The organism is Caldifarcimen microaerophilum, assembly GCF_055387105.1.
The window spans coordinates 1,536,265-1,561,787 of the sequence record NZ_AP038914.1; the positions used below are offsets into that span (position 1 = coordinate 1,536,265).

Below are 25,523 nucleotides of genomic sequence, written 5' to 3' on the forward strand. Positions count from 1 at the left end.
GTCAGGCCTCCTGTTTGGTTACGGATGAAAACACCCTCTGTTCCAGTTCCTGCAGGGTTTTCTGAAAACGCTCCCGATCTTGAATGGATCCCCCCAGAACCACCACGGACGAACCGTACACCATGAAGGACGTCATGTGGAGGTTGAAATCTTCCACTATCCGGGTGAGAAAGTCCAGGGGGAGGTCTTTTTTGTCGGTGGCCAGACCCACCAGAAGGATGTTGTCTACCTCCCGCTCCAGCATCACGGGAGCATCTTTCTGGAAATGTTCCCGGAGGAGGTCTTCGGCGAACAGGATCTCCTCCACGATCAGGCTGGGAGAGAGAGAAAGGCGCTGGAACGCGTTCATCGCATAATAAAATTTCCGGGCAAACTGGGGAGTCACCTCCCGGTCCTGAAGGATCCGAAGAACCTCGTCCAGCTTGCGGGTGTCCATCTGACGCATCCCGCTGTCAAAGTCCCGTACCTCGTTCACGAGTTCCTGAAGGGCTTCCCGCACCCGGACATACACGTTTTCGTGCTCCTCCGGGCTTCCGGAGATCAGGAGGTCCACCAGGATATACACCACCGGAACCGTTTCCTCTTCCACGCGAACCGGGAGGGTCCGGGGTGGGTGATACCCGGTCACATGAACCCCGGGAATCCGGTTCAGACGGTCCACCAGGGCGGTGAGGAGGGGGGAGCTCTGCCGGCGGAACACTTCCTCCGGCATGGAGATCACCAGGGTGGACCGGACGGAGTCCTCTTCCACCAGCTGGGGCAGAAGGAGCATCTGGGGAATGCGGGTGGTTCCCGCCTCTTCCACCAGGCGGGGCACCACCAGTCGCCCGATGAGCTCGGCACCGGGTGGGGCACTCCAGCGATGACGTCCGCGCCGGAGCCGGTTCAGGAGATGGCGTTTCAACGCGGGGTGAGATGACGGGGGATAGGGACGGTTTTCGGCGTCGGTGATCTCCAGGCGAATCACGGCAATGCCGTCGGGGGTGACGAATTCTTTGTCGTATTTCCGGCGGAAGCCAGAGTCGTATTCCCGGAGGGCGTCCATCACCGCGTCCAGCGAGATTTCCCGGTCCAGCCCCACCACGGTGATGCCGGTGAGATGTTCCCCTTCCGGCTGTTTCCGGGTGGTGAGGTTGTGGATATCCACGAAGATTCCCCGTCCTTCCCGGCGGAGGGTTTCCTGAAACCGCCAGTTGGTCCACACGATGTGGGCCAGATCTTCCGGGGAGCGTTCCAGCAGATAGGCTTCCGAGCGGGCATGAACGAAATAGGCCACCTCCCGGGAGCGAATGAGGGCGTCCCGTTCCCGCTCATCCAGCATCCGGCTCAGGGCACGGATGATTTCCTGGTGGACCCGGAGTTTCCGGGTCCCCACCAGCAAAAGTTCCCGGAGCTGCTCTCCGCTCTGAATGATGGTGGGAAGTTCGCTTTCCAGAACGGGGAGGAGACGCTCGCCGGTTTCGCGGTCGGGCAGAAGGGCCTCCACATAGATGCCGGACAGGGCGAGATCTCCCTCTCTTCGTAAGAGAGATGCCACGATGAGGGAGAGGTTGATGTCCAGGACGTGGAGATAGGTGGTGACGATATCGAGAAGGCCGGCCCAGTCCCGGGAAACCACCGTGATCACGAGCCGGGGAGGGGTGTCCTCCACCGAGACGTGAACGTGGGGATGACCCTTCTTCTTCCACGCCGCCTCCAGAAGGTTCTGGAGCACGGGACGACAGCGCTCGGGAAAAGAATGGAACGGGTCACCCGCCATGGCGTTCTCCTTGATTGGGTGAAGTATACAGACCAGCCTGTGAAGGTTCAAGAAAAACGGGCATTCATCGGTGTTTTTCGGGATGTCGCAGGGTTTGCTGGCCTCCGGACAAGAGTTCGGACAGGGGCGAAAGGGAGGTGGGGATCCTCCGGGGGAAAGCTGTATACTTTCCCTGCTGAACAAGAAACAACGAAAAGAAAGGAGGATCCCCATGAGGAAGTTTATACCCCTGAAGTCGTTCATGCAAGTTCTTTTTCCGGATCCTCGCTTTGCAGAACGAGCAACGGAAATCGGATATGCTCTCCTGGACGCCCGGTCACTCCGTATCTCTTCCATGGCTCGCAAGATGAAAGGCGTTTCTGAAAGCGCCGCGTATAAGCGTATCCAGCGCTTCCTCGAACATTTTAATCCCCATGAAACCCTCTGGAGGCTTTTCCCCGAAACCGCTCCCTTCGTGATCGCTGACGTCACCGAAATCGAAAGACCCCAGGCCCGCAAGACAGAATACGTCGGAACCCTGAAAGATGGCAAAACCCGCGGCTTCTGGCTCCTCGTTCTCGCCGCCCCTCTGCGAGGACGCGCCATCCCCTTTGCCATGACCACCTTCTCTTCAAGAACCTTCAAAGATACGGGAAGCTCACGAAATGCCGTCCACATCCAGACGCTTCTTTCCTGGAAGGTTCTCTGGAAATCGTCCCCTTGTGATGGACCGGGAATTCAGCTATACGACTCTCCTGCGCCATCTGCGGGAAGCGGGGATGAATTTCGTGATCCGCTTGAGAATGGGATCCCGTCCTCCGGTTTTTCTGGACGCCGAGGGACGAAAGGTCCATCTCACATGTCCTGTTGGAGAAAAAGTGGTCTTTCGGGGGCTGCGATACCGTGGGGAAGTGGAGGTCAACGTTATCGGGGTGTGGGAGTGGGGCCAGAAGGAACCCCTGTGGCTGATGACCACACTGGAGCCTGAAGAAGCGCTGCGGTTGTACCGCAGGCGGATGGAGATTGAGGAATCGTTCCGGGACATGAAAAGCCTGCTGGGGTTGGGAGATGTGATGAGCAAGAAACAAGCGGTGATGGAAAAGCTGGTAGGATTTATGCTCCTGGTCTACGGCATTGTGCTGCTTCTTGGAGGAGAGGTGCGTCAGGAACTTCTCCGTCGTACAGGCTCTGCAAGATGGGAACGCTTTTCCGGACCTTTTATCCTGCTTGAGAAGAAATGGCGATTGCCGCTCAAAGAATGGAGATCCTTGATTCAACGTGTGCACCACACGTTCATCCAATCCCTCTTCCCAGGTGTCCGAACTCATGGGTGAATTTCAGTTTTCCCAAATTGATGGTCCCATGCGGGTTCTGTATACTCAACACCATGCGAGGGATCCTTACAGGGGTAGTGGTCGTTTTTCTCGCGGGGGCCTGCACACCGCCTCCTCCACCTGTTGCCTATGGTGGTTTTGAGGAACTTGTCTGGATCCGGCCACCCGAACTCGCCTTTCTCGATTCCACCGTCCAGCAGTTGTTCTCCCGAACCTATTACACCCCCCACGAAGACCCCCTCTTCCGGATCACGGTGATGCCCTCTGACTCCTTCCTGAAAGACCGGAAAGGCTATCAGCAGATGCTCTGGGCCACCCTGGCCACCGCCCCCGATTTCCCCTCCTTCCGGACTCTCCTCCAGGCCGAAGAACCGGGCATCCACATGCGCCGGAACGTCTTCACCCGAAATGCCTTTCTGGTGGGTCTCCTCGGGAGCCGGCCGGAAGGGCTGGCCTCTCTCCTGGAACGCCACGCGCCGGAAATCCGGGAAACCCTCCTTTCCAACGTCCTCACCAACCTCCGCCGGGCCGTGTATTACGCCGGACGAAACAGCCGGCTGGAGGCCAAAATCCGCGAACGGTATGGCCTGAATCTGGAAATCCCCACGGGCTATGCCCTGTTTCTGGAAGACTCCACCGCCTTTGGACTCGCCAAACACAACCCTTCCCGCTTTTTGGCCGTGTTTCGTCTGCCCGCCCCCGATTCCCTCAACAGAGATGTCCTCATCGCCCTGCGGGACAGCCTGGCGGACGTGTTTTATGAGGGGGATCGGGTGCTCAAAGAACGCACGGTGCTGGAGCAGGGCAAACTCGGGGATCGAACCGTCTGGGTCCTGACCGGACCCTGGCAGAACGACCGGGAAATCCGGGGCGGGGCCTTTCGCCTGTACGCCTGGGTGGATGGGGACACCCTGTGGCTGGTGGACACCGGGGTGTATGCCCCTGATCGCCGGCACAAATGGCCCCTCCTGCTCCGGCTTTACGTGATCGTTTCCACCCTGAAGGAGGCCTGACATGGGATATCCAGCGGAGCCTTATCGCATCAAAACGGTGGAGGCCATCCGGAGGCTTCCGGTGGCCGAACGGCGTCATGCCCTTGAGCAGGCACACTTCAACACCTTCCTCCTCCCCCACGAGGCGGTGTTCGTGGATCTGGTGCACTTCCGCGGACTCCACGCCATGAGCGACCGGCAGTGGTCCGGAATGCTCCTGGGCGACGAAGCCTATGCCGGAAGCCGGAATTTCTATCATATTCTGGAACAGGTGGAGCGGGTTTTCCGGAAGTCCTGGGCCGTCCCGGTCCACCGGGGACGGGGCGCGCTGAACCTCCTCGCCCACGGGTATCTCAACGGGGACACCGCCCTCGTGGCCGGCCCCCTCACCCCCCTGGAGCGCTTCCATCTCACCCGTTTCGGCGCCCGCCTTTCCCTGCTGCCCTGGGATATTGGTCCCGAGGGACGGGTCCGGATCCATCTGGATGACCTGGAACTTCCTGAGAAGGGGGTGCTGTACTGGCGGATTGTGTCAGAAGAAGCCGGATTTCTGCCCACGGATCTCGAGGACCTTCGCACACTTCTGGAACGGGCGCGGGAGAAGGGACTCCTCACCGTGCTCAACGTGAGCAGTGCTCTCCTGGCCTATGGCCCGGATGCCCTGGCTCCCCTTCTGGACCTTGCCGACCTCCTGATCTATAACGCCCGGGAGGACGGCCTGGTCCACACGGGCGGTCTGGTGATGGGGAACCGGGAAGAAGATTATCTCACCTTCCGCACCTTCGTGGTGGTGTTTGAAGGCCTCCACACCTATGGCGGGCTCGCCGGGCGGGACATGGAAGCCCTGGCCCGGGGACTTGCGGAAGCGGCCGAGGGCCATGTGTTTGAGCATCACCAGGCGGTGCTTCACACCCTCCGGGAAAACCTCCGCAACGCCGGGTTCCCCCTTTCTCCCCATCAGGGGATCTGGGGGGTGAGCCTGTCGCCGAAAGACCTTGCACCGGCGCTTTCACCGGAGACCGCCACCTTCACCCTCCTGGCCGGGCTGTTTCTCCTCTCGGGCGTTCGGGCGGGACGTCTCGGAAAAGAGCTCTGGCTTGCCCTGCCCCTCCGGCGGTACACCGCGGATCACCTGGACTACGTGGTGGGCGCCCTGGAAATCCTCCGGGACCACGCCCCCCTTCTTCCGGACCTGGAGTGTCTCAACGTTCCCCGACCGGGCTTTGAGAACGAGGATGCCCACTTTGTTCCCACCCGTCCCTTCCTCCCCCGGCTGGATGGGGAGATCCTGGACCTGGGGAACATTCCTCCCTATCGCCTGAAACACGTGGAGATCGCCGTTCAGAAACCCCGGGAGCGCCGGGAGGAGGCCATCCGGGAAGCGGGATACAACACCTTCCTCCTCAAGAGCGACGATGTGTATATTGACCTTCTCACGGATTCGGGAACGTCGGCCCAGAGCTCCAAGCAGTGGAAAGCCCTCATCGGAACCCCGGAATCCTGGAACCACGCCCGGGCCTTTGAGCTCTTCAAGGAGGCGGTGGAAGAGGTGTTCGGCATGCCCTATGTGGTGCCCACCCATCAGGGCCGGGCGGCGGAGCACATCCTCTCCCAGACGCTGATCCGGCCGGGCCAGTACGTGATCAACAACATGTATTTCACCACCACCCGGGAGCACCAGGAGCGGGCCGGCGGCATCTTTGTGGACCTCATCCGTCCGGAGGCCCACGACCCGACGAATCCCTATCCCTTCAAGGGGGACATGGACCTCGAAGCCGTCCAGCGGTTCATTGAAGAGAAGGGCCCGGAGAACATCGCCTATATCTGTCTGGAGATGAACGTGAACATGGCCGGCGGCCAGCCCGTCTCCCTTGGGGCCACCCGGAAACTTGCGGAAATCGCCCGGAGTTACGACATCCCTCTCATTTTTGATGCCACCCGTTCGGCGGAAAACGCCTATTTCATTCAGCAGCGGGAGCCCGGACAGGAAGGCCGTCCGGTGCGGGAGATCCTCCGGGAGCTCATGAGCTATGCGGACGGTCTCACCTTCTCGGCCAAAAAGGACGTCCTGGTGAACATCGGCGGGTTTGCGGCCCTGCGGGATGAGCGGATCTACCGCCGGATGATGCGGTTCATGCGCTATTTTGAAGGCGAAGAAGCCAACGGCGGCCTGGCTGCCCGGGACCTGGTAGCCATGGCCGTGGGGATGAGGGAAATGGTGGAGGATCAGTATATCCGATCCCGGGTGGAACAGACCCAGCGTCTGGGGAAAGCCCTGCTGGATGCGGGGATTCCCATTGTGGTCCCGGTGGGCGGGCATGCAGTGTATCTGGATGCCAGACGTTTCCTTCCCCACCTTCCGCAGGACCAGTTCCCGGCCCAGCGCCTGGCGGCGGAAATCTATGTGGAAAGCGGCGTCCGGACCATGGAGCGGGGCACGGTTTCCGCGGGACGGGACCCCAGGACGGGGGACCACCGGTACCCCAAACTGGAACTCGTTCGGGTTACCCTTCCCCGGCGGGTGTATACCGCAAGCCACATGGACGTGGTGGTGGAAGGCATCCTGGGCGTGTGGGAACGGCGGGAATCCATCCCGGGGCTGCGGATGGTGTATGAGCCCCCCACCCTCCGCTTTTTCACCGCACGGTTTGAGAGTCTGTGATGTTGCGACGAACCCTGAAGGGGCGGCGACTCGCCCGTGCGCTGGTGGTGGAGGCCCTGTATCGCCGGGATGTGGTGGGAGGGAAACCGGAAGACCATCTCCATGAGGTGATTGACCGGGAACAGGTGCCTCCACCCTTGGCCGAATTTGCCCGGGAGCTCCTCCAGGCCTATCTCCGGAGTGCCGAAAGCGTGGACGATCTCATCCGGCGACATCTGGAGGGATGGACCTTTGAGGAACTGCGCCCCCTGGAGCGCTCCATCCTCCGGATGGCCACAGCCGAACTCCTCCATCTGGACACCCCGGTGCCCGTGGTGATCAACGAGGCCATTGAACTTGTAAAAACCTTTTGCGGAGAGGAACCCAGGGCCCTGGTGAACGGGGTGCTGGACGCCATCGCACGGGAGCGAAACCTCACATGATCTGGGGCGTGATTGCGGATATCCACGGCAATCTGGAGGCCCTTCAGGTCGCCCTGGAACACCTCCTCCATCGGGAGAAGGTGGACGGCATTTTGTTTCTGGGGGATGCGGTGGGCTATGGTCCGGATCCGGAAGAGGTGGTGGAAATCCTGGAAGACCTCGCCCGGAGAATGCCCTTTGTGGGGGTGCTGGGCAACCACGACGAGGCGGTTCTTTCCCCCGAAAAAGACCGGTTCTTCAACCCCGTGGCCCGGGAAGCCATCCGGTGGACGCGGGATCAGCTCTCCGAACGGGCTTTTGCCTTCCTGGAATCCCTCCCCTACCGGGTGGAGATGGAAGACGGAACGGTGGTGGCCCACAGCACACCGGAAGACCCGGACCTCTGGATCTACCTCACCCAGGTGGAGCAGGCCCGGGCGTATTTTGAAGGGACGGATTTCCCCCTCGCTCTGTTTGGTCACACCCACCTTCCCACCGTGTTCGTGGCCGATCAGAAAGGTGGGGTATGGGAGTGGAAAGCGCGGGGTGTGGTGCGCCTTGCAGGGGACCGGCGGTATATGATCAATCCGGGGAGCGTGGGTCAGCCCCGGGACGGCGATCCCCGGGCGGCCTGGGGCGTGCTAAACACGGATCGGAAAGAATTCCGGTTTTTCCGCTCGGAATATCCGGTGGACGTTGTGGCGGGCAAAATCCTTCAGGCAGGCCTGCCCCTCTTTCTGGCCGAACGGCTGTATGAGGGCTATTGATGAAGGTGTTCGCCGAAAACCGAAAGGCCCGGTTTGATTATGAAATCCTGGAGACCTTTGAGGCCGGCCTGGTCCTCACCGGTACGGAGGTGAAATCCATCCGGGAAGGACGGGTCTCCCTGAAGGACGCCTATGTGGACGTGCGGGATGGCGAGCTGTACATCGTGAACATGTATGTGGCGCCCTATCCCATGGCCGCCGAGATGTTCCAGCACGATCCGGAACGACCCCGGAAACTCCTCCTGCACCGGTACGAAATCAACCGGATCATCGGAAAGCTATCCCAGCGAGGCCTCACCGCCGTGCCTCTCAAGCTCTATGCGAAAGGTCCCTGGATCAAGGCCGAGATCGCTCTGGTTCGGGGAAAACGGAAATACGAAAAGCGCGAAACCATCAAGCGGCGGGAACTGGAGCGCGAGATTGAACGTGTCCGAAAACGTTACGCTTGAGGCCCGCCGGGTTCTGGTGGTGAACGATGCCCATCTGGGCCAGGATCTGGACGTTCCGAGCCGGGAGCGGGAACGCCGGCTGATTGCCCTGCTGGAGGAGAAAGGGGAAGACGCCGATCTCGTGGTCCTTCTGGGCGACATCTTTGACTTCTGGTTTGAGTATCGCACGGTGATCCCCCGCCACTTTTTCTCCCTTCTTTCCACCCTCGCCCATCTCACCCGGTCCACCCGGGTGGTGTTCGTGGAGGGCAACCACGATCTGTGGATGGAAGATTTTCTCCCCGACGTGCTGGGCATCCCGGTGGTGCGGGTGGGGGTGAACCTTGAGATGGGAAAGGTCCGGGCACGCCTTGTTCACGGGGATCTCCTGGACGGGTTGAGTCTGGGGGGCAAAACCACCCGCAGACTTCTGGGCCATCCCCTTTTGAAAACCTGTTTCCGGTGGATCCATCCCGATGTGGGGATCGCCCTGGCCCATGCCGTGGCGCGTCTGTCCCGATCCCGCTCCCAGAACGAGGAAATCCCCGAAGACCGCATGGAAGAAGGGGCCCGGCGGGTGCTGGAAGAGGGCTACCATCTTCTCGTGATGGGCCATCTTCACGAGGTGGTGGCCCGGAAGGTGGGCAAAGGTTTTCTGCTCGTGACCGGCGACTGGATGCGCCACTTCACCTATGGGTGGCTGGAGCCGGACCGGTTTGAGATCCGCTCCTTTCCGTCCCACCAGGTGGTGGCCCGCCTGCCATGAGCCCCTTTGTCGAACTCGCATCGTTTCACGCCTCTCCACGTGCCCATCGCAGCGCTTCCCTCACCACCTCTTCCGGAGACCAGACCTCCAGGCAGGCATAGGTCTGAAGGGGGCAGAGCCGGCGGTGGCAGGGGCTGCAGGAGAGGGGGCGATAGAGCACCCGGACCCGACGCCCCAGCGGGCGGCTCCACCCCGGATCCGTGGAGAAGAAAAGGGCCAAGGTGGGGGCTCCGGTGGCGGCTCCCAGATGGGTGATGCCGGAGTCGTTGCCCACCACCACCGACGCCCGGGAGAGGATGACCGCCACCTGCCGGAGGGGGGGGAGACCCACCCGGTTCAGCACCCCGGGGATTCCCTCAAATATCTCCGCCTTCCGTCGCTCCCGGGGACTCCCCACCAGAACCACCGGAAGCACCCTCCCCAGGCGCTCCAGGAACCCGGCCACGTACCGGAGAGGCCAGGCCTTGGCCGGACCATAGGCCACAAAGGGCGCCACCACCGCATAGCGCTCCGGAAGGTCCCACCGCCGGAGAATCCGGTCGGCTCCTTCCCGTTCCTCGTCCGTGAAGGGGAAGGAGATCGCTTCGGGGAGTTCCGGATCATCCAGAAGAAGCCGGAGATAGCCCAGGGCCTTGTGCTCCGTTTTCCCTCGGTGCCGCCTGCGGTGGGTGGCGAACCACCCGGCGGGTGAGGCGAAGGCAATCCGTTTCCGCGAACCGGTCAGGGCCATGGCAAGCCCCGAAGAAAAACTCTCCGGGAAGTTCACCCCGGCATCCAGTCTGCGCTTCCGGAGGGAAAGGGCCGTCTGAAAAAGCTCTTTACGGGTATGAAAGGGAATCACCTCGCCCAGCGCTGTGAAGAGGGCGGCCGAGCGCGCGTGGGCCAGAAAGGTGACCGAGGCAGCCTCCCGCGCGATGATTTCAATGGCGGGAAGGGCCATCACCCCATCGCCCAGCCAGTTGGGGGGACGGATAAGCACGTGCTTGCCCGTGAAATCGAAAACGCTCACAGGGACGGAGGGGACGTGTTCAGCCAGGAACGTACCCGCCGGATCTCCCCGGCCCAGATCTCATCGCCGGGAAAGGGCACCTGAAGCCCCTGGTTCCGCGCCCAGGAAAGGAGGCGAAGGATTTTCGGTGCGGGGATCTCTTCCCGCTTTTCCCGGATGGCCACCGCCTGGAGCCCCACCAGGAGTTCAATGGCCAGGATGTCCCGGAGTACGTCCACCACTTCCAGCGCCCGATAGGCCGCATTGGTGGCCATGGGAACCACGTCTTCCTGTTCCCCGGATGTGGGGATGCTGGAAAGGGAGGAAGGATGGGCAAGGTCCCGCAGGCGTCCCACCAGGGCGGCCTGGGTGACCTGAACCATCATCAGACCGGATTCCACCCCCGGCCGTGCGGCGAGAAAGGGGGGGAGGCCGCTGGATAGTTCGGGGGTGAGCATCCGGAAGGTCCGCCGTTCGCTCACCACCCCCAGACCCCCCAGGGCCACCACCAGGGTATCGGCCAGAAGGGCCACGCTGTGGCCGTGAAAGTTTCCACAGGAGATCACGTGGGGAGGGTCCAGAAACACCAGCGGGTTGTCCGTCACCGCGTTGATTTCCTCTTCGAGCCCTGACTTCAGGTGGTCCAGCATCCAGGCCACCGGGGCGTGGATCTGGGGCGTGCAGCGAAGGCTGTAGGCATCCTGGACCCGGGAGGCGTCCCGGGGGATGCGGGAACCTTCCAGCCCCTCCCGGAGGATCTTCCCCACCCGATCCACCCCGAATCCCCGAAGGTCCAGGGCCCGGCTGTCCAGGGCGTCCGGGAGGGCGGCAAGGGCTTCAAAGGTCGTGAGGGTGATGAGAGGAAGCCAGGCCAGCAGGTGTTCAGCCTGAAAGAGTGCCCACAGGAGAACGGCGGTGGAATAGGACGTTCCGTTGATGAGGGCCAGTCCCTCCTTGAGTCCCGGCTTCCAGGGGGGAAGTCCCAGGGCCTGGAGGGCATGCCGGGCCTGCACGCGCTGACCCTGCATCCAGACCTCCCCTTCCCCCATCAGGGTGAGGGCCAGATGGGCGAGGGGCGCCAGGTCCCCGCTCGCCCCCACCGACCCCCATCGGGGAATCACCGGAACGACATCTTCGTTCAGAAACCGCTCCAGATAAAGAAGGGTCCGCCAGGCCACCCCGGAATACCCCCGAAGGAGCATGGAGAGGCGCAGAAGCAGGGTGAGGCGAACCACCGGAGGCGGAGCGGGTTCTCCCACCCCCACCGCATGGCTCCGGAGAAGGTTCACGGGAAAGGCTTCCAGATCCTCCGGTGAAATGCGGGTGGTGGCGAGTTTCCCCACCCCGGTGTTGATCCCATACGCCGGTGGACCTTCGGCCAGTTCCCGAACCTTCCGGTGGGCTTCCTCCACCCGGGAGCGAGCCTGGGGAGAAAGGCGCACCCGCGTCCCTTTCAGGAAGGTGCGCACGTCCTCCAGGGTGAGTCGCCGTTCACCAAGAAGGAGTTCGCTCACCGGGCACTCCGGGATTACTGGCGTTTGCGAACGTCGGCCAGGGGGGAGGGGACACGAACGTAATGCTGGAAACGATCCGGAACGTCCCTCAAAAGAAGCTCCCTCCCCGGCGGATCCTGGATCTCGTCCTTGCGCAGACGGAGCTTCGCAGGTCCCACGCTGTAGAGGGGCTCGACCCCCTCCACCGGGGCTTCCCGGAGCATGGCAAAGGCTTCCAGGATGGCCTTCAGACTCTCTTCCAGCTCCGCACGTTCCTCAGGTTCGAGCTCCAGACGGGCCAGGTGGGCAATGGACTCCACCGAGACCTTCACAGGAGCTCCTCCACCTTGTTCTTCAGCACGTGATAAGGGACCGCTCCGATGAGGCGATCCACTTCTTTCCCGCCCTTGAAGAAGATCAGGGTGGGGATGCTCATCACACCAAACCGGGCGGCGACTTCCGGATTTTCGTCCGTGTTGAGTTTCCCGAGAACCACGCTGTCGTATTCCTGAACCAGCCGCTTGAGGTGGGGTTCAATCATCTTGCAGGGATGGCACCAGTCCGCCCAGAAATCCACCACCAGGAGTTCATCCCGGAGGTCTTTGAGGGCACGGTCAAAGTTTTCTGTCGTGAGTTCCAGCACCCGATCATCCGCCATGTTCAACCTCCTTCGTCCACACTTCCGTTTCCGGGGGGATGCGGGCATCTTTCAGCACCACACCTGGATAGAGCACCGCCCCCTCCCCCACCCGGGTTTTCCCGAGGAGCGCCACCCCCGGATACACCACCACATCCCGGGCGAGCTCCACGTCCTGCTCAATGTACACACTCTCCGGATCCAGAAAGGTCACACCTTCCTGCATCCAGCGTTCCACAATGCGACGGCGCATCACCCCGTGGGCCAGGGCCAGATCCTTGCGAGTGTTGACACCCAGGCTTTCCTGCCAGTCTTCCGCCCGAAAGGCAAACACCCTGCCGGTTCGCCGCTGAAGAATGGCAATGGCATCGGTGAGGTAATATTCCTGCTGCTTGTTCTCCGGGCGGATATCCTCCAGCACCTCAAACAGGAGCGGAATTTCAAACACATACACGCCGGCGTTGATCTCCCGAACCTGCTTCTCCTCCGGGAAAGCGTCGGCTTCTTCCACAATCATGAGAAGACGGTTCGGGTTTTCGGGGGAGCGGATCACCCGCCCATATCCCGTGGGATCCGGGACCTCCGCCGTCATCACGGTGGCGGTTGCCTCATGACTCCGGTGAAACTGGACCAGACGGGCCAGGGTTTCGCCCCGAAGGAGGGGGGCATCCCCCGGGAGAACCACGAGCTGCCCGGGTTTATCCTCCAGGAGCGGACGAAGGCGCTTCACCGCATCCCCCGTCCCCAGGGCCTGATCCTGGATCACCACCTCAAAGGGCGTGTCCGGAAAGACCCGGGGAAGGTACGCCTCGGATGCAGGGGAAAGAACCACATACACCCGGTCAGGCTCCACCGCCTGAAGGGCCTCCAGGGGATAGGACAGAAGGGGGCGTCCGCAGAGGGGATGAAAGATCTTGCTCGTCCGGCTTTTGAAGCGCTTGGACTGACCACCGGCAAGAATGGCTCCAAACAGGGGCATCTCACACCTCCCGGAACTCCACGGGCAGATCCGTGTATTCCCGAATGACCGCCACCAGGTCATCCACCCGGTTCCGCGGGATCACGGTGGAAAGCATGTCGGCGGTGGCGCTGGTCATCTCCACGTTGATCCCGGCGATGGAAAACCAGGAAAAGATGGTGGCGGCTGTCCCCACCTCCCTTGCGCCGTCGTCAGCGTAAAAGTTCACCAGTGCAGCGTTTCGATCCCAGTCCACCCGATGGGCTCCCACCGCCTCCAGTTCTTCTTCCAGCGCCTGCACTTCCGAAGCGAAGGCCTCTGGAAACACAAGGCCCAGGTCTGTCTTTCCCTGGCGGCTGGGGCTCTGGGCGATGAAATACAGGGGAATCCGGTGCTTTTCAAACAGGGCAAAGAGCTCATACCCCATGCCGGGGCGATCCCGCACGTCCCGAAGCACCGCCTTGAGAACCCGCCGGTTGATGTGGACTTCCCGGATCATCCCCGAACATCCTTGAGGAACTGCACCAGGGCCTCCATCTCGTCCGGTGTGCGTTTCTCCGTCACCGCAATCATGAGCCAGTTTTCGGGATAGCCCCACCGGTCCATGGCCACGCCGGGGAGGATGCCCCGCTCGGCCCCCCGTTCCACGACCTCCCGGGCAGGACGGCGGAGTTCCACCACGAACTCCCGGAAAAAGGGCGCCCGAAAGACACGATGGGCAATGTTTTCGTCCTCCAGACGCCGGAGAAGGGCCACGGCCTTGCGGTGGGAATTCTCGGCCACCTCCCGGAGCCCATGGGGACCCAGAAGGGAGAGATAGACGGCCACCGCCAGGGCCATGAGCTGCTGGTTGGTGCAGATGTTGGAGGTTGCCTTCTCCCGGCGGATGTGTTGCTCCCGGGTCTGGAGCACCGACACATAACCGGTGCGCCCCTCCACATCCTCCGTTTTGCCCACAATCCGCCCCGGAAGCTGGCGGATATACTCTTTCCGGGCGGCAAGAAGCCCAATGTACGGTCCACCGAAGCCCAGGGGAAGGCCCAGGGACTGACCCTCCGCCACGGCGATGTCGGCCTTGTATTCCCCGGGAGGCGCGGTCAGGGCCACCGAAACCGGATCAAAATAGGTGATCACCACCCCTCCGGCCCGGTGAACCTCCCGCTGGAAGGTGTAGGGGTTCTCCAGAACACCGAAAAAGTTTGGCGTCTGCATCACCACAGCAGCCACATCCTGGCCCAGGTGATTCCGGATCCACACCTCGTCCATCTGACCCGTGTACGGGAGATAGGGAATCTCTTCCACCACCACGTCCTGCCCCGAAAGATAGGTCTTCACCACTTCCCGGGCATGGGGATGGAGGCTCTGGGGCAAAAGGACCCGGTTCCGCTTGCCCTTCTGGATGCGGAGGGCCATGAGGACCGCTTCCGCCAGAGCGGTGGGGCCATCATACACCGAACCCTGCACCACCTCCATCAGGGTGAGGCGGGCGATGAGGCTCTGAAACTCATAGAGCACCTGGAGGGTTCCCTGGGAGGCCTCCGCCTGATAGGGGGTGTAGGCGGTGAAATATTCAGGGCGGGACAGGATGAAATCCACAGCCGAGGGGGTGTAGACGTCATAGGCGCCTGCACCCGCAAACACCACAAGGCGCCGGTTTTCCTCCGCGAGGGATGTCACATGAGAGACAACCTGGGGTTCGGTCAGCGCAGGGGGAAGGGGGAGATCACCCTCAAACAGCAGGTCCTTCGGGATGTGGTCAAAGAGCTCCGCGATGGAGGATTTTCCCAGCGCGCGGAGCATGCGTTCCCGGTCCCGGTCGGTGTGGGGGGTGTATTTCATGCGTTTTCGATGAGTTTCTTGTATTGTTCCGGCGTGAGAAGACCCTCAAGCTCGCCGGGGTCGGAAAGCTCGATCCGGACCATCCACCCCTGGCCATACGGATCCTGGTTGATCGTTTCAGGTGCGTCTTCCAGGGTGGAGTTTACTTCCACCACCTTGCCGGAGACCGGGCTGTACACTTCCGCGACGGTTTTCACCGCCTCCACGGTGGCGATCACCTCCCCCTTTCGCACCTCTTTGCCCACCTCGGGGAGTTCCACATACACGATGTCCGAAAGTTCCGACTGGGCAAAGTCCGTGATCCCCACCTCCACCCGCTGGTCGTCCAGCACCCGAACCCACTCGTGCTCTTCCGTATATTTTAGATCCTCAGGAATGTGGCTCATGGTTCGCCTCCTTTCCGGGGATGGAATTATACATGGCGCCCGTTGAACCATCAAACATTGAACATCCCTCTGCCGTGCCCTACGATTAGGGGAAACGGGAGGTGTGGGATGATCTGGTTGATGATTGCACAGACCGTGACGTTTCTCCATCTCAACGACACCCACCACCATCTCTTCCCCTTTGCCGCCGGTGCGGGATATGCCCGCCTGGCCTTTCTCCTGGATTCCCTGTCCGGTGCCCTGCCCAACCCCGTGCGGGTTCATGCGGGGGATGTGAGTGTGGGCGATCTTTCCTTCAGTTTTGACGCCATCCCCGGCCGGGCCGAGTTTTCCCTCCTGAAACGCATGGGCTTCCGGTATATCACCGTGGGCAACCACGAACTGGACCTGGGGGAACAGCACCTGCTGGACCTGCTTCAGGACGTGGGACTTCCGAACGACACCGCCCGTCTTCTCTCGGCCAATCTCGATTTCGCCACCCATCTCCTCGGCAATCTCGTTCAGCCCTATGACACTTTCCGGGTGGGCGGCAAACTCATTGGCATCTTCGGACTCACCACCACCATGCCCACCAACATCCTTCCGGAGCTGGGCGACTCCATCCAGGCCACCGACCCCATTCCCGCCGCTCAGGCCATGGTGGACACCCTCCAGGCGCTGGGGGCGGGCGCCATCGTCCTTCTTTCCCACCTCGGACTTTCCGTGGAACGGGAGGTGGCCCAAAGTGTGACAGGGATCCACCTCATCATCGGCGGACACTCCCACACCTATCTCTCTCAGCCCGATATCGTCCTGGACCCCAACGGCGACACCACCTGGATTGTGCAGGTGGGCTCCTTCGCCCGGTGGATTGGCATCACCCAGCTGGACCTCTCCGGGGCTCGTCCAACCCTGGTTTCCTACACCCCCCTTCCCGTCTCCCCCGGCACGGTGGACGCAACCATCCAGAACGCGCTGGACAGCCTGAAGACCGAAATTGCCGCGGTGTATGGACGGGATCCCTACAGCACGGTTCGGGCCACGGTGGTGGACACGGTCACGGCCGACTGGGACACCCTTCTCGCCTTCCAGGACACCCCCCTGGGCAACTTCGTGTCCGACGCCATTCAGGACACCCTCTCCCGTCTCCGGAACACCGACGCCTCCCTCATTCCCCTGATGCTCCTCTCCGATCCCCTGTACCCGGGACCCGTGACCGAAGCCGATCTCTTTCGGGCTTCTCCTTACGGGTATGATCCGGTCACCCATCTGGATTCCCGGCTGGCCGTGGCGTATATCCGGGGGAACGCTCTTCGCCAGGCCCTTCTCTTCACCCTTCTGGTGTATCCGGACATGCTGGCCCAGCCGTCCGGGATGACCTTCCGTTTCACCCGGGTGCCCTCCCCTCAGATTCTCTCGGTCACTGTGGGAGGACAGCCTGTTGTGGACACAGCGCAGTATGTGATCGGACTTGACGTATGGAGCCTTTGGGGAATCACCAGCCTGATGGGTCTCCCGGTGGACAGCGCAGAAACGCTCGGCATCACCGTGGCCGAAGCCATCTGGGCCTATGCCTCCAAACTCGGAACCCTTCAGTATTCCCGGGAAGGGCGGGTGATCCGGGAGGACAACGTGGATGTGGCCGAAGACGGAACACGTCCGGTCCTCCGCTTTTCGGTTCGGCCCCGCCTGCTTCTTCTCGAGGCTTCTCCCGGAACGCCTTTTGTGGTCCGGGATCTCCTGGGCCGGACGGTGGCGGCCGGGAAGACCCCCGCCCGGCTTGCTTTGCGTCCGGGGCAATATGTCCTCCACATGAGGGGAAGCCGGTCCAAAGTCGTGATCCCATGAAAATCCCCTCCCTCCGGACCTTTCGGGAACTCCTTGCGGTGCAGTATGCCTATATGAACGCCTATCGGGCGGAGATTTTCCTGTGGATGCTCACCGGGATTCTCCCTTTCATCCTGATGGGTCTCTGGATGGAAATCGCCCGTCAGGGTCAGGTGGGATGGCGCCCGGTGGACTTCGCCCGGTATTTCTTCGTGGTGTTTCTCGTCCGCCAGTTCACCGTCACCTGGGTGATCTGGGATTTCGAAGCCTCCGTGGTGGAAGGCCGTCTTTCCCATCATCTGCTTCGCCCCATGGACCCGGTGTGGTGGTTCCTCTCGGCGCATCTTGGCGAACGCCTGTCCCGTTTGCCCTTCCTTCTCCTGATCTGCGCCCTGTTCTTCCTGCTGTATCCCGCAGCCCGGTTTGCTCCGCCCCTGTCCCATATCCTGCTCTTCAGTGTCCTGGTCTTCCTTGCCTTTGCCCTCCGGTTCCTGGCGCAATATACCCTGGCGTTGCTCGCTTTCTGGATGGAGCGGGCCTCCAGTCTGGAGGGGCTGTGGCAGATCTTTTACCTCTTCCTCTCCGGAACCGTCGTACCCCTGGAGTTCTTCCCCCGCGTGCTCCGCGAGATCATCTTCTGGACCCCTTTCCCCTACATCGTGGACGTCCCCGCCCGCGCCCTTCTCCGGGGTGAGGTGTCGCTGGAGGCTCTCGCGGCCCTTTCAGCGTGGATCCTGGGATTCGGGGTGCTCAACCGTCTGCTGTGGCGATGGGGAATCCGGCAATATTCCGCCATGGGGGCCTGACCGTCGTTTCCCCCTTTCCGGGGGATTGGCGGGAAGGAAGCGCACCCCCCAACAACGTGTTCCTCCGGCGGGCGCTTGAGGCCCGGGATCTCTTGAAAGCCTGGATCGAACCTCCACAGGTCCCCACCTTCCCCTGGGCATCCCGCTGGCTTTTTGCCCACTGGTACCGGTTTCTTCTCTCCCGACCGGACATCCCGGCGGTCCGGGATGAGGGGGTGCTTGCCCTTTCCCCGGCCCTGTATCCAGCCCTGCGAAAAAGCCGCTTTGTGATTCTGAAAACCTTCGGGTTTGACATGTTCTTTCAGGGGTGGCTCTATCGCCTCCGGATGCCGGATCTCCGGTATGTCCTCCGCCATCCCCCGGATGCCTGGATCCTCACCGACGATGGCTCCCATCCGCCCGATGTGCTGGAGCGTCTCATCGGCTATCCTCGGGAACGAACGCTGGTGGTGCGAAACGCCCGGCCTTCCCGGGATCTCTTCGCGCCCCTCCCCCCTCCCCCGCTCCGGATCCTGTTTGCAGGGCGTCTGGACCGCCTGAAGGGGGCGGATCTCCTGGTGAAGGTCCTTTCGTCCCTTCTGGAACGGGACGATCTGGAGGTCTGGGTGGCCGGCCGGGGTCCCTATGCCGAAGCCCTCCAATCTCTGGCTCACCGGTTCCCCCGAATCCGGTATCTCGGCTATCTCCCCTGGGAAAAGCTCCTGGATACGTACCGGCACGTGCACCTGGTGCTCCATCTTGCCCGCCATGCCAACACCACCCTTCCCCTGGTGGAAGCCCTGGCCGCCGGCCGGGGGGTGGTAGGTCTTCCGGCCTATCCCGACTGGGTTCAGGTGGATGAACGCCACGGCGTGCGCTGGTTTTCCTCCCTCCGGGACCTTGTCCTGGGGATCCGGACCCTGTCCATGAAGGAGGTGGAAACGCTTTCCCGGAACGCGTATCATCAGGGGCGAACCCTCTTTCCCACCTGGGAGGAAGAGACCGAACGGGAAGTGGACTGGATTCAGCACAGGATGGAGGTGTCTGGATGAATCGCCTTTCAGATTTTCGCTCGGACACGGTGACCCGACCCACCCCGGCCATGCGGGAGGCCATAGCCCGGGCGGAGGTGGGGGACGATGTCCTGGGGGACGATCCCACCGTGAAAGCCCTGGAGGAGGAAGTGGCCCGGGTTCTGGGGAAGGAAGCCGCGCTGTATGTGCCTTCCGGAACCATGGCCAACGCCATCGCCCTGAAAGCCTGGATGCAGGAGGGCGAAGAGGTCCTCCTTGAGGAAAAGAGCCACATCTTCAACTTTGAGAGCGGTCATCCGGCTCTGATCTCCCGGGTGATGGCCCGTCCCCTCCCCTCCGATCGGGGCAAAATCCCTCTTGAGATTCTCCGGGAGCATCTGGAGCGGCGCAAACGGCCCAACATCCACCGCCCCCTTCCCACCCTTATTGCCCTGGAAAACACCCACAACTTTCACGGTGGGGCGGTGCTTCCGGTGGACTACCACCGGGAGGTGTATGCCCTGGCGCAGGAATACGGCGTGCGGGTCCATCTGGACGGAGCCCGGCTGTGGAATGCCGCCGTGGCGCTGGGGGTTTCGGAGACCGCCATCACGCAGTATGTGGACTCGGTGAGCGTGTGCTTCTCTAAGGGCCTGGGGGCGCCGGTGGGTTCGGCGGTGGTGGGCCCCCGGGACTTCATTGAGCGAGCGCGAAAGATCCGGAAGCTTCTGGGCGGAGGGATGCGTCAGGCGGGGATCATCGCAGCGGGAGCCCTTCATGCCCTGCGCCATCACCGGGCACGCCTTGCGGAGGATCACCGGCGGGCCCGTGCTATCGCGCAGGCACTGGAAGAGATCCCCGGACTGGAGCTCCTCCACCCGGTGGAGACCAACATGGTGTTTGTCCGCACCCATCCGCCCGAACGGGCCGGTGCATGGGTGGAGACCCTGCAACAACAGGGTATTCTGTTCTATGAGGTGACACCCGGGGTGGTTCGGATCGTGACCCATCTGGACGTGACGGATGACGATGTGGACCGGCTGGTGGAGGCCACCCGGGCCTTTTTCGGCGTTTCATAGATGAAAGGACAGGATCCGGAGATCCGGAAGGGCCTGGCTTATCTGGAAGCGCGTTTTGGCGTCCCGCCTGAGGTCTTTGAGGAGTATGCTCTGATCATGGTAGGGGGTGACATCTGGCTCACCACCCCGGAGGCTGCCGGGTTTGAGGGACCGAAAGTGCGCCGCCGGGGAATCCGTCTTCTGCGGGCGCAAAAAGGTGGGCGGTTCAAACTCACCACGGCAGGCATGCAGGCCCTTCAGCGGTTCATCACGAAAAACGTGATCCAGGTGTCGGTGGAAGAAGCGGAGGCTTTCGTGCGGGGAGAGGACCTCCGTCTTTCCGGGATTCCGGAGGGGTGCACACCCGGCCAGGTGGCGGTGGCATTTGGGGGAGAGATCCTGGGGTCCGGCCTTCTCTCCCGGGACGGCCGGATCAAAAACCAGATTCCCTCCGGCCGGCGCCTTCCCCGGATGGTGGTCGCTGGGGCCCATCGAACCACAAAAACAAAAGGGCGGGGGCATCCGCCCCCGCCCTGACCAGACAATCTCTTCCTGGTCTCAGAATCGCATCCCCAGTCCGAACCGGTGGGACTTCATGAAGTCGTTCCGGGCGTAATAGGCGTAATCTACCTGGAGAGGACCATAGAACACCGTGGCACCGAACCCGTAGACACCGGGGATGTTGGGCGCTGTGGCCACCTGTCCCTGCTCGTCCAGCGCGTGCATGGAAAGAGGCTTGCGGTACCCGCCCCGAAGAACCAGATAATCCATGATGTTGATCTCCGCGCTCCCACCAATGGAGGCATACTGGTCCGAAGCATCCGATGAAGTGAGTCCCATCCAGCCTAGGTCCATGTTCAGGGCAAAATAACCAAAGGAAGGATTCCGGTAGATATAACTCACTCCGGCTCGCGCTTCCGAAGGGAGAGGGAAACGCGTCTGGACGAACGCGCTGCTGATGCCGGAACTCAGACCCGGACCCAGGTTCCGGATCACGAACGAAAAGGCATAGGTGGGATCCACCGCATAGAGGAGTCCCATGTCAAAGGCATATCCCGTGGCGCGATCCTCATCAATGTTGTCCAGAATCCATTTTCCGGTCAGGCCTCCGTAGATACCTTTGTAGAGCACACGCCCCGTAGAAAGAGCCAGCACCGTTGCCCGGGCGTCATACATGCCCAGGAACTCTCCGTCCTGGTTACGCCGCTCAAAGCCACCCGCAGCCAGCTGCATCACCGAAAATCCGAAGCTGATGGCAGAAAGTCGCGGTTTTTCCCCTTCTGGGACTTTGGCATAGGGACGGAAGGCGACACCGGCCACAGAATACTGGATGCCGTCCAGCCACTCCATATAGTTGGCTTCAAACTGGAACCGGTGAATCCGGCCCAGGGCAGCGGGGTTGGTGAGGGCATCCAGGGCAGAGTTGCCCAGGGCAATCCCCACCTCCCCCATCCCGGCCAGGCGAACCGAGGGTTCCAGTTTCAGATACGCTGCGGAAGGGAAGGCCCCCGCCGGAGCGACAAGGGCCACCATCACCGAAACCACAAATACATGAAGAAGCTTTTTCATGGCCAACCCCCTTATTTCACCACGGCAACCCGTTTCACAACCTGTTCATCCCCGGCTTTCACCCGGAAGACATACACCCCCCGGGGAACCCGTGCGACATCCCAGCGAACCTGGTTCAGACCCGGCTGGACGTTCTTGAGAATCCACTGGGCCACGGGGTCGCCGGCGATGTCATACACTTCCACGGTCACCTGATCGGGAATGGGTTTCCCCGCATCGGGATTCAGGAAGAAGGCGAAGGTGGCATACCGGACATTCCGGATGGGGCTGGGGGCTGCAAACACGTTGGCTTTCGGTAAAAGCGCCAGAGAATCAGCGGCCACATACCGCTCCACAAAGAGGAGCACAGCGGTGTCCTGGAGGGAACCGGAGAGTTTCACCGTCACCTGGTTGGTTGACGCGTGGGGCTCCGCCTCGCCAACGATCTCCCCGGAGAGATCCACCGCCCGGAGCATGTCCTCGTTCATTCCCTGGACGTCGGCGTCGCTGTATTTCAGGGTGAGCCGGGCCGGACGGTTCAGTGTCGCCGGGCCGATGATTTCGATAAAATGACCGGTGAAGGGATCGTCCCCCCCGGGCTGCGGACGGTTATAGGGCATGGACAGCCCGATCCGGGCGTCCCCGTTCAGGGCCCCGGCCGGAACCTCCATCCGGAAGGTGTTATCCTCATACACCTCACCGTTCCCCACCCACGCGATCACCTTCACATAGTGGGGTGCATCGGGTGAGCCGTCCCGCACCACCGTCCCTTCTTCGTTCACCACCTCGACGTAATAGTCAATCCCCTGGAGACCCACTTCATCTTTCGGGATGGTGGCCGTCATGGGGTTGGAGGATGTGAAGGGCAGCACCCGGTAATTGTCTTCATAGTGGCCCTTGTAATAGAGATAGGCCTCCACATTCCGGCTTCCCCCCGTGGTGATGGTCAGGGTGAGATCCTGACCCACCACGGCGGTTTCCACAGGCTGATGCACCAGAACGGGCTGAATCACATCGATGGCAAACCAGGCCCCTGCGGTGATGGTCGTGCCCACATTGCCCGCGGCATCCAGGCCACGGAAAAGGAACCGGGCCCGTGCATCTCCGGTGGAGCCATCCACCCGAAGAGACGCTGTGAACTCGGTGTCGGAGACCTGCTGGACCGCGAGGAGCACCGTGTCAAACCCTTCCGGCACGAAGGCCAGATACGGGGCGGAAGACAGGGGCTCAGAGGTGATGACCCGAACGGTGTAATCCGTGTTGGGCACCACAATGTCCACCACGTTGCCGACAGTGTCCTCGATGGCCAGCCGGGCGGTGGGTGGGGTGTTGTCCACGGTGAAGCTCACGGTCTGGGAATCGACCAGCCCTGCGGCGTCCACGATGGTGGCCGTCACCGTACCGGCGCCATCGGCATAAGCCCGGGTGTCCACCGGAAACGCATAGGTGCCGCTTGCCGCGTTGAAGGAAGCCTCCACCGTGCCCAGGCCGGCCAGGACCCCTCCGAAGGTGAAGCGGACGGACCGAACCTGGATGTTGTCCGATCCGGTGGCCTGGAAGGTAAACACCCCCTTCACAAACGAACCGGGATCCGGAGAAGCCACCGAAACCGCGGGAGGCGTGTTGTCAAACACAAGATCCACCGACGTTTCGCTGGTTGCCCCCGTGGTGGAGACCGCCCGTACCGTCATGGTGTGATTCCCTTCCTGGAATCCTGCCGTGGAAAGTGTTGCTGTGAACGTGTCGCCTGCCACCGGGGTCATGGGGAAGAAGCTTCCGCCGTCCAGGGCATAGGAGACGTGATCGATCCCCGCGTCGTCATAGGCCCGGACGAACAGGTTCACATCCCCCGTGACCACCGAACCCGCAATGGGCGCGAGCACCTGCACGGCTGGTGCTGCGTTATCCACGGAGAAATCGACGATGGCGGTGGAGGTGGAGAGGCCCGCTGCATCATAGGCCACCGCCTGGACGCTGGCCGCACCGTCGGCAAAGGCGGCGAGGTCCACGGGGAATTCGTAATATCCGGTGGACGGATTGAAGGTGGCCCGCTGGGTACCCAGAGAAGCCAGCACACCGCCGAAAACCAGATTCACGCTGTCCAGCGCGATGTTGTCCGAGGCCTGGACCTGGAACACCACATTCCCGGACAGAAGGGCACCGGAGGTGGGCGTGACCACCGCCACGGTGGGGGCCGTGTTGTCGAAGTTCACGTTCAGCGTGGTGGTGGTCACACGGCCTGCACTGTCGGTGACGGTGAGATCGAGGGTATGGGCCCCATCGCTGTAGGCTGCGGTGGGGACCAGAATCTCATAGGTGCTTCCTGACGTGTTGGTCAGGGCGAGGGGCGCCCCACCGTCCACCCGGAGGTCCACCGAGGCGATGCCGTTGGCGTCGGTGGCATCCACGCGTACGGTCAGATCCCCTGAATAGGTCCCGCCCTCCTGCGGGGCCAGCACCTGGAGGGTGGGATCCGTGTTGTCCACCCAGAAATTCACGGTGGCGGAGGCGGAGGAGAGGCCAGCCTTATTAAACACGGTGGCCTGCACCGTGGCCGGCCCGTCCTGGAAGAGGGCGGTGTTCACCGTGTAGGTGTAGGTTCCGGTGGAAGCATCATACAGTGCCGTCACTGTGCCAAGGGAAGCAAGGCTGCCCCCAAAGGTGAGGGTCACGTGATCCACCGCCAGATTGTCCTGAGCCTGGATGGAGAAGGTGGCCGAGCCGCTCACATAATCCCCGTCCGCGGGGGTCAGAACGCTGGCCGTGGGCGGGGTCTGATCAAACACCACCGTAATGCTCTGGGTGGTCACGTTTCCGGCCGAGTCTTCGGCTGCAAAGGTGATGGTGTGGGGTCCATCGGTGTAAGTTGCGGTGTTGATGGACGCCTCGTATTTCCCTGTCCCCGCGTTGTAGGTCATGGCCACCGGTGCATCTCCGTCCACCGAAAGGGTCACGGATTTCAGGGCAATGGCGTCAAACGCATTGGTGGAGAACACCACCGTTCCTGTCACAGTGGCTCCGTCCAGAGGGAAGAAGGGGCCCACCGTGGGCGGGGTGTTATCCACCGTGATGTGCACACTGTCTGTATCGGTGAGATTTTCGTTGTCTGCCACAACCGCCCAGAGTGTATAGGGACCGTCTGGAAGCGCCCGGGTATCGTAGGTGTTCACGTATTCCCAATCCAGCGTTCCGTTCGGATCGAGCGGGTTCTGCAACCAGTTCTGCACCGTCCAGATTCCTCCGTTGCTATCCTCCACATAGACATAAAGCTGCTGTGTTCCGGTTGTCCGGATGCGGATGGGAAACGTTCCTCGAATGAATCCCCCACCTGTGGGCGAAACAATCTGGACCGTAGGGACAAAGGCAACGGTCAAACGCCAGCTCCACCATATATCAAAGTTCCCTCCAACGTTTGTCACTGTCGTGATCCAGTCCCCGCTGAAGAGCTGTCCCTCCCACAGGTTGGACGGGCCAGGGTTGTCCACGTTTTCGTCATAGGTGTACTGGAAACTCTGCCCGTTGTGTGAAACCGTCACCTCAAATTGAGCTCCGCCCGAGGTGCTCATTTCATGGACGATGGACGCCGGCGTAATGGATACATCCTGGATCAGGAGGGATCGGTTCACAACCGTATAGGTGTCCGTCGCCGTCTGGTTGGGAGACAGAAAAGCAGCTACGTCAATCCAGTCTGTCTGGTAGATCCCCCCTTCGAGCGGCCCCGAAAGGAGCCATCCCATCAACACCAGACCACCTCTACGGACCAGCCTCTTCATGCATGCACCTCCTGTTTGACCGACCGTTAAATATTATATATTGCACTTTTTGTACTATCAAACAAGCCTAATTCAACAAACCGGAATTTGATCCTGCGTCTGAACAATCTATGGGTAAAACAAAAGGGCGGGGGCAAGCGCCCCCGCCCTG

The 25,523-nt window shown here is 61.7% G+C and carries 23 protein-coding genes and 1 pseudogene; 13 read left to right on the forward strand and 11 right to left on the reverse strand.

The features are described from left to right. Window position 1: 1 nt before the first annotated feature. A complete protein-coding gene (locus AC6HU3_RS07220) occupies window positions 2-1,759 on the reverse strand; it encodes a hypothetical protein (protein ID WP_497473101.1) in 1,758 nt (585 codons plus the stop codon). Between the two features lie 704 nt (window positions 1,760-2,463). On the opposite strand from AC6HU3_RS07220, the gene AC6HU3_RS07225 reads away from it, so the two are divergent. From AC6HU3_RS07225 to AC6HU3_RS07260, 8 genes and pseudogenes are all read left to right on the forward strand, one after another. Beyond that, entirely contained in the window at window positions 2,464-3,072 is a 609-nt protein-coding gene (locus AC6HU3_RS07225; protein WP_497473102.1) for a transposase, read from the forward strand. 53 nt (window positions 3,073-3,125) lie between these two features. Further along, window positions 3,126-4,085 (forward strand): DUF4837 family protein, encoded by a 960-nt coding sequence (locus AC6HU3_RS07230; protein WP_497473103.1) that lies wholly within the window; start codon window positions 3,126-3,128, stop codon window positions 4,083-4,085. A 166-nt stretch (window positions 4,086-4,251) separates the two neighbouring features. Then, window positions 4,252-4,395: pseudogene (locus tag AC6HU3_RS07235) on the forward strand (beta-eliminating lyase-related protein); the annotation flags it as partial. A gap of 954 nt (window positions 4,396-5,349) precedes the next feature. After that, window positions 5,350-6,726, forward strand: coding sequence for a tryptophanase (locus AC6HU3_RS07240; RefSeq protein WP_497536302.1), 1,377 nt, complete (start codon window positions 5,350-5,352; stop codon window positions 6,724-6,726). Next, window positions 6,726-7,148 (forward strand): transcription antitermination factor NusB, encoded by a 423-nt coding sequence (gene nusB, locus AC6HU3_RS07245; RefSeq protein WP_497473104.1) that lies wholly within the window; start codon window positions 6,726-6,728, stop codon window positions 7,146-7,148. Before AC6HU3_RS07240 ends, nusB begins: the two co-directional genes overlap by 1 nt. Next, window positions 7,145-7,894, forward strand: coding sequence for a metallophosphoesterase family protein (locus AC6HU3_RS07250; protein WP_497473105.1), 750 nt, complete (start codon window positions 7,145-7,147; stop codon window positions 7,892-7,894). The genes nusB and AC6HU3_RS07250 overlap by 4 nt, the downstream gene beginning before the upstream one ends. Beyond that, window positions 7,894-8,343: an SsrA-binding protein SmpB gene (gene smpB, locus AC6HU3_RS07255; protein WP_497473106.1), complete on the forward strand. Its 450-nt coding sequence runs from the start codon at window positions 7,894-7,896 to the stop codon at window positions 8,341-8,343. The genes AC6HU3_RS07250 and smpB overlap by 1 nt, the downstream gene beginning before the upstream one ends. Further along, a complete protein-coding gene (locus tag AC6HU3_RS07260) occupies window positions 8,321-9,088 on the forward strand; it encodes a UDP-2,3-diacylglucosamine diphosphatase (protein ID WP_497536303.1) in 768 nt (255 codons plus the stop codon). Before smpB ends, AC6HU3_RS07260 begins: the two co-directional genes overlap by 23 nt. Before the next feature lie 25 nt (window positions 9,089-9,113). On the opposite strand, the gene AC6HU3_RS07265 is transcribed toward AC6HU3_RS07260, so the two are convergent. Genes AC6HU3_RS07265 through gcvH form a run of 8 tightly spaced genes read right to left on the reverse strand, consistent with a single transcriptional unit; the run spans window position 9,114 to window position 15,389 of the window. Next, complete coding sequence (locus AC6HU3_RS07265) at window positions 9,114-10,097, reverse strand: glycosyltransferase family 9 protein (RefSeq protein ID WP_497473107.1); 984 nt, start codon at window positions 10,095-10,097, stop codon at window positions 9,114-9,116. After that, window positions 10,094-11,590, reverse strand: a complete 1,497-nt coding sequence (locus AC6HU3_RS07270; protein WP_497473108.1) for an HAL/PAL/TAL family ammonia-lyase — start codon at window positions 11,588-11,590, stop codon at window positions 10,094-10,096. The genes AC6HU3_RS07265 and AC6HU3_RS07270 overlap by 4 nt, the downstream gene beginning before the upstream one ends. Before the next feature lie 14 nt (window positions 11,591-11,604). After that, the gene (gatC, locus tag AC6HU3_RS07275; protein ID WP_497473109.1) at window positions 11,605-11,901 is read right to left on the reverse strand and encodes an Asp-tRNA(Asn)/Glu-tRNA(Gln) amidotransferase subunit GatC; all 297 of its coding nucleotides are present in this window, start codon (window positions 11,899-11,901) and stop codon (window positions 11,605-11,607) included. Beyond that, entirely contained in the window at window positions 11,898-12,227 is a 330-nt protein-coding gene (trxA, locus tag AC6HU3_RS07280) for a thioredoxin (protein ID WP_497473110.1), read from the reverse strand. The genes gatC and trxA overlap by 4 nt, the downstream gene beginning before the upstream one ends. Beyond that, entirely contained in the window at window positions 12,217-13,185 is a 969-nt protein-coding gene (locus AC6HU3_RS07285) for an NTP transferase domain-containing protein (RefSeq protein ID WP_497473111.1), read from the reverse strand. The genes trxA and AC6HU3_RS07285 overlap by 11 nt, the downstream gene beginning before the upstream one ends. Window position 13,186: 1 nt before the next feature. Then, window positions 13,187-13,663, reverse strand: a complete 477-nt coding sequence (locus AC6HU3_RS07290) for a hypothetical protein (protein WP_497473112.1) — start codon at window positions 13,661-13,663, stop codon at window positions 13,187-13,189. After that, a complete protein-coding gene (gcvPA, locus tag AC6HU3_RS07295) occupies window positions 13,660-15,003 on the reverse strand; it encodes an aminomethyl-transferring glycine dehydrogenase subunit GcvPA (RefSeq protein WP_497473113.1) in 1,344 nt (447 codons plus the stop codon). Before gcvPA ends, AC6HU3_RS07290 begins: the two co-directional genes overlap by 4 nt. Then, on the reverse strand, window positions 15,000-15,389 hold the full coding sequence (gcvH, locus tag AC6HU3_RS07300) for a glycine cleavage system protein GcvH (protein ID WP_497473114.1): 390 nt from the start codon (window positions 15,387-15,389) through the stop codon (window positions 15,000-15,002). The genes gcvPA and gcvH overlap by 4 nt, the downstream gene beginning before the upstream one ends. Before the next feature lie 108 nt (window positions 15,390-15,497). Here gcvH and AC6HU3_RS07305 point away from each other — a divergent pair, with 108 nt between their 5' ends. From AC6HU3_RS07305 to AC6HU3_RS07325, 5 genes are read left to right on the forward strand one after another with little or no spacing between them, the layout of a single operon-like run. Further along, entirely contained in the window at window positions 15,498-17,216 is a 1,719-nt protein-coding gene (locus AC6HU3_RS07305) for a bifunctional metallophosphatase/5'-nucleotidase (RefSeq protein ID WP_497473115.1), read from the forward strand. Then, on the forward strand, window positions 17,213-18,001 hold the full coding sequence (locus tag AC6HU3_RS07310) for an ABC transporter permease (protein WP_497473116.1): 789 nt from the start codon (window positions 17,213-17,215) through the stop codon (window positions 17,999-18,001). The genes AC6HU3_RS07305 and AC6HU3_RS07310 overlap by 4 nt, the downstream gene beginning before the upstream one ends. Window positions 18,002-18,057: 56 nt before the next feature. Then, window positions 18,058-19,032 (forward strand): glycosyltransferase, encoded by a 975-nt coding sequence (locus AC6HU3_RS07315; protein WP_497473117.1) that lies wholly within the window; start codon window positions 18,058-18,060, stop codon window positions 19,030-19,032. Next, window positions 19,029-20,072 carry a low-specificity L-threonine aldolase gene (ltaE, locus tag AC6HU3_RS07320; protein ID WP_497473118.1) on the forward strand — a complete coding sequence of 348 codons (1,044 nt, stop codon included), beginning with the start codon at window positions 19,029-19,031 and terminating at the stop codon, window positions 20,070-20,072. The genes AC6HU3_RS07315 and ltaE overlap by 4 nt, the downstream gene beginning before the upstream one ends. Next, on the forward strand, window positions 20,073-20,588 hold the full coding sequence (locus AC6HU3_RS07325; RefSeq protein ID WP_497473119.1) for a methyltransferase RsmF C-terminal domain-like protein: 516 nt from the start codon (window positions 20,073-20,075) through the stop codon (window positions 20,586-20,588). A 21-nt stretch (window positions 20,589-20,609) separates the two neighbouring features. Here AC6HU3_RS07325 and AC6HU3_RS07330 read toward each other — a convergent pair whose 3' ends face one another. After that, on the reverse strand, window positions 20,610-21,620 hold the full coding sequence (locus AC6HU3_RS07330) for a PorV/PorQ family protein (RefSeq protein ID WP_497473120.1): 1,011 nt from the start codon (window positions 21,618-21,620) through the stop codon (window positions 20,610-20,612). A gap of 11 nt (window positions 21,621-21,631) precedes the next feature. Continuing rightward, entirely contained in the window at window positions 21,632-25,372 is a 3,741-nt protein-coding gene (locus AC6HU3_RS07335) for an Ig-like domain-containing protein (protein ID WP_497473121.1), read from the reverse strand. Window positions 25,373-25,523 lie beyond the last annotated feature (151 nt).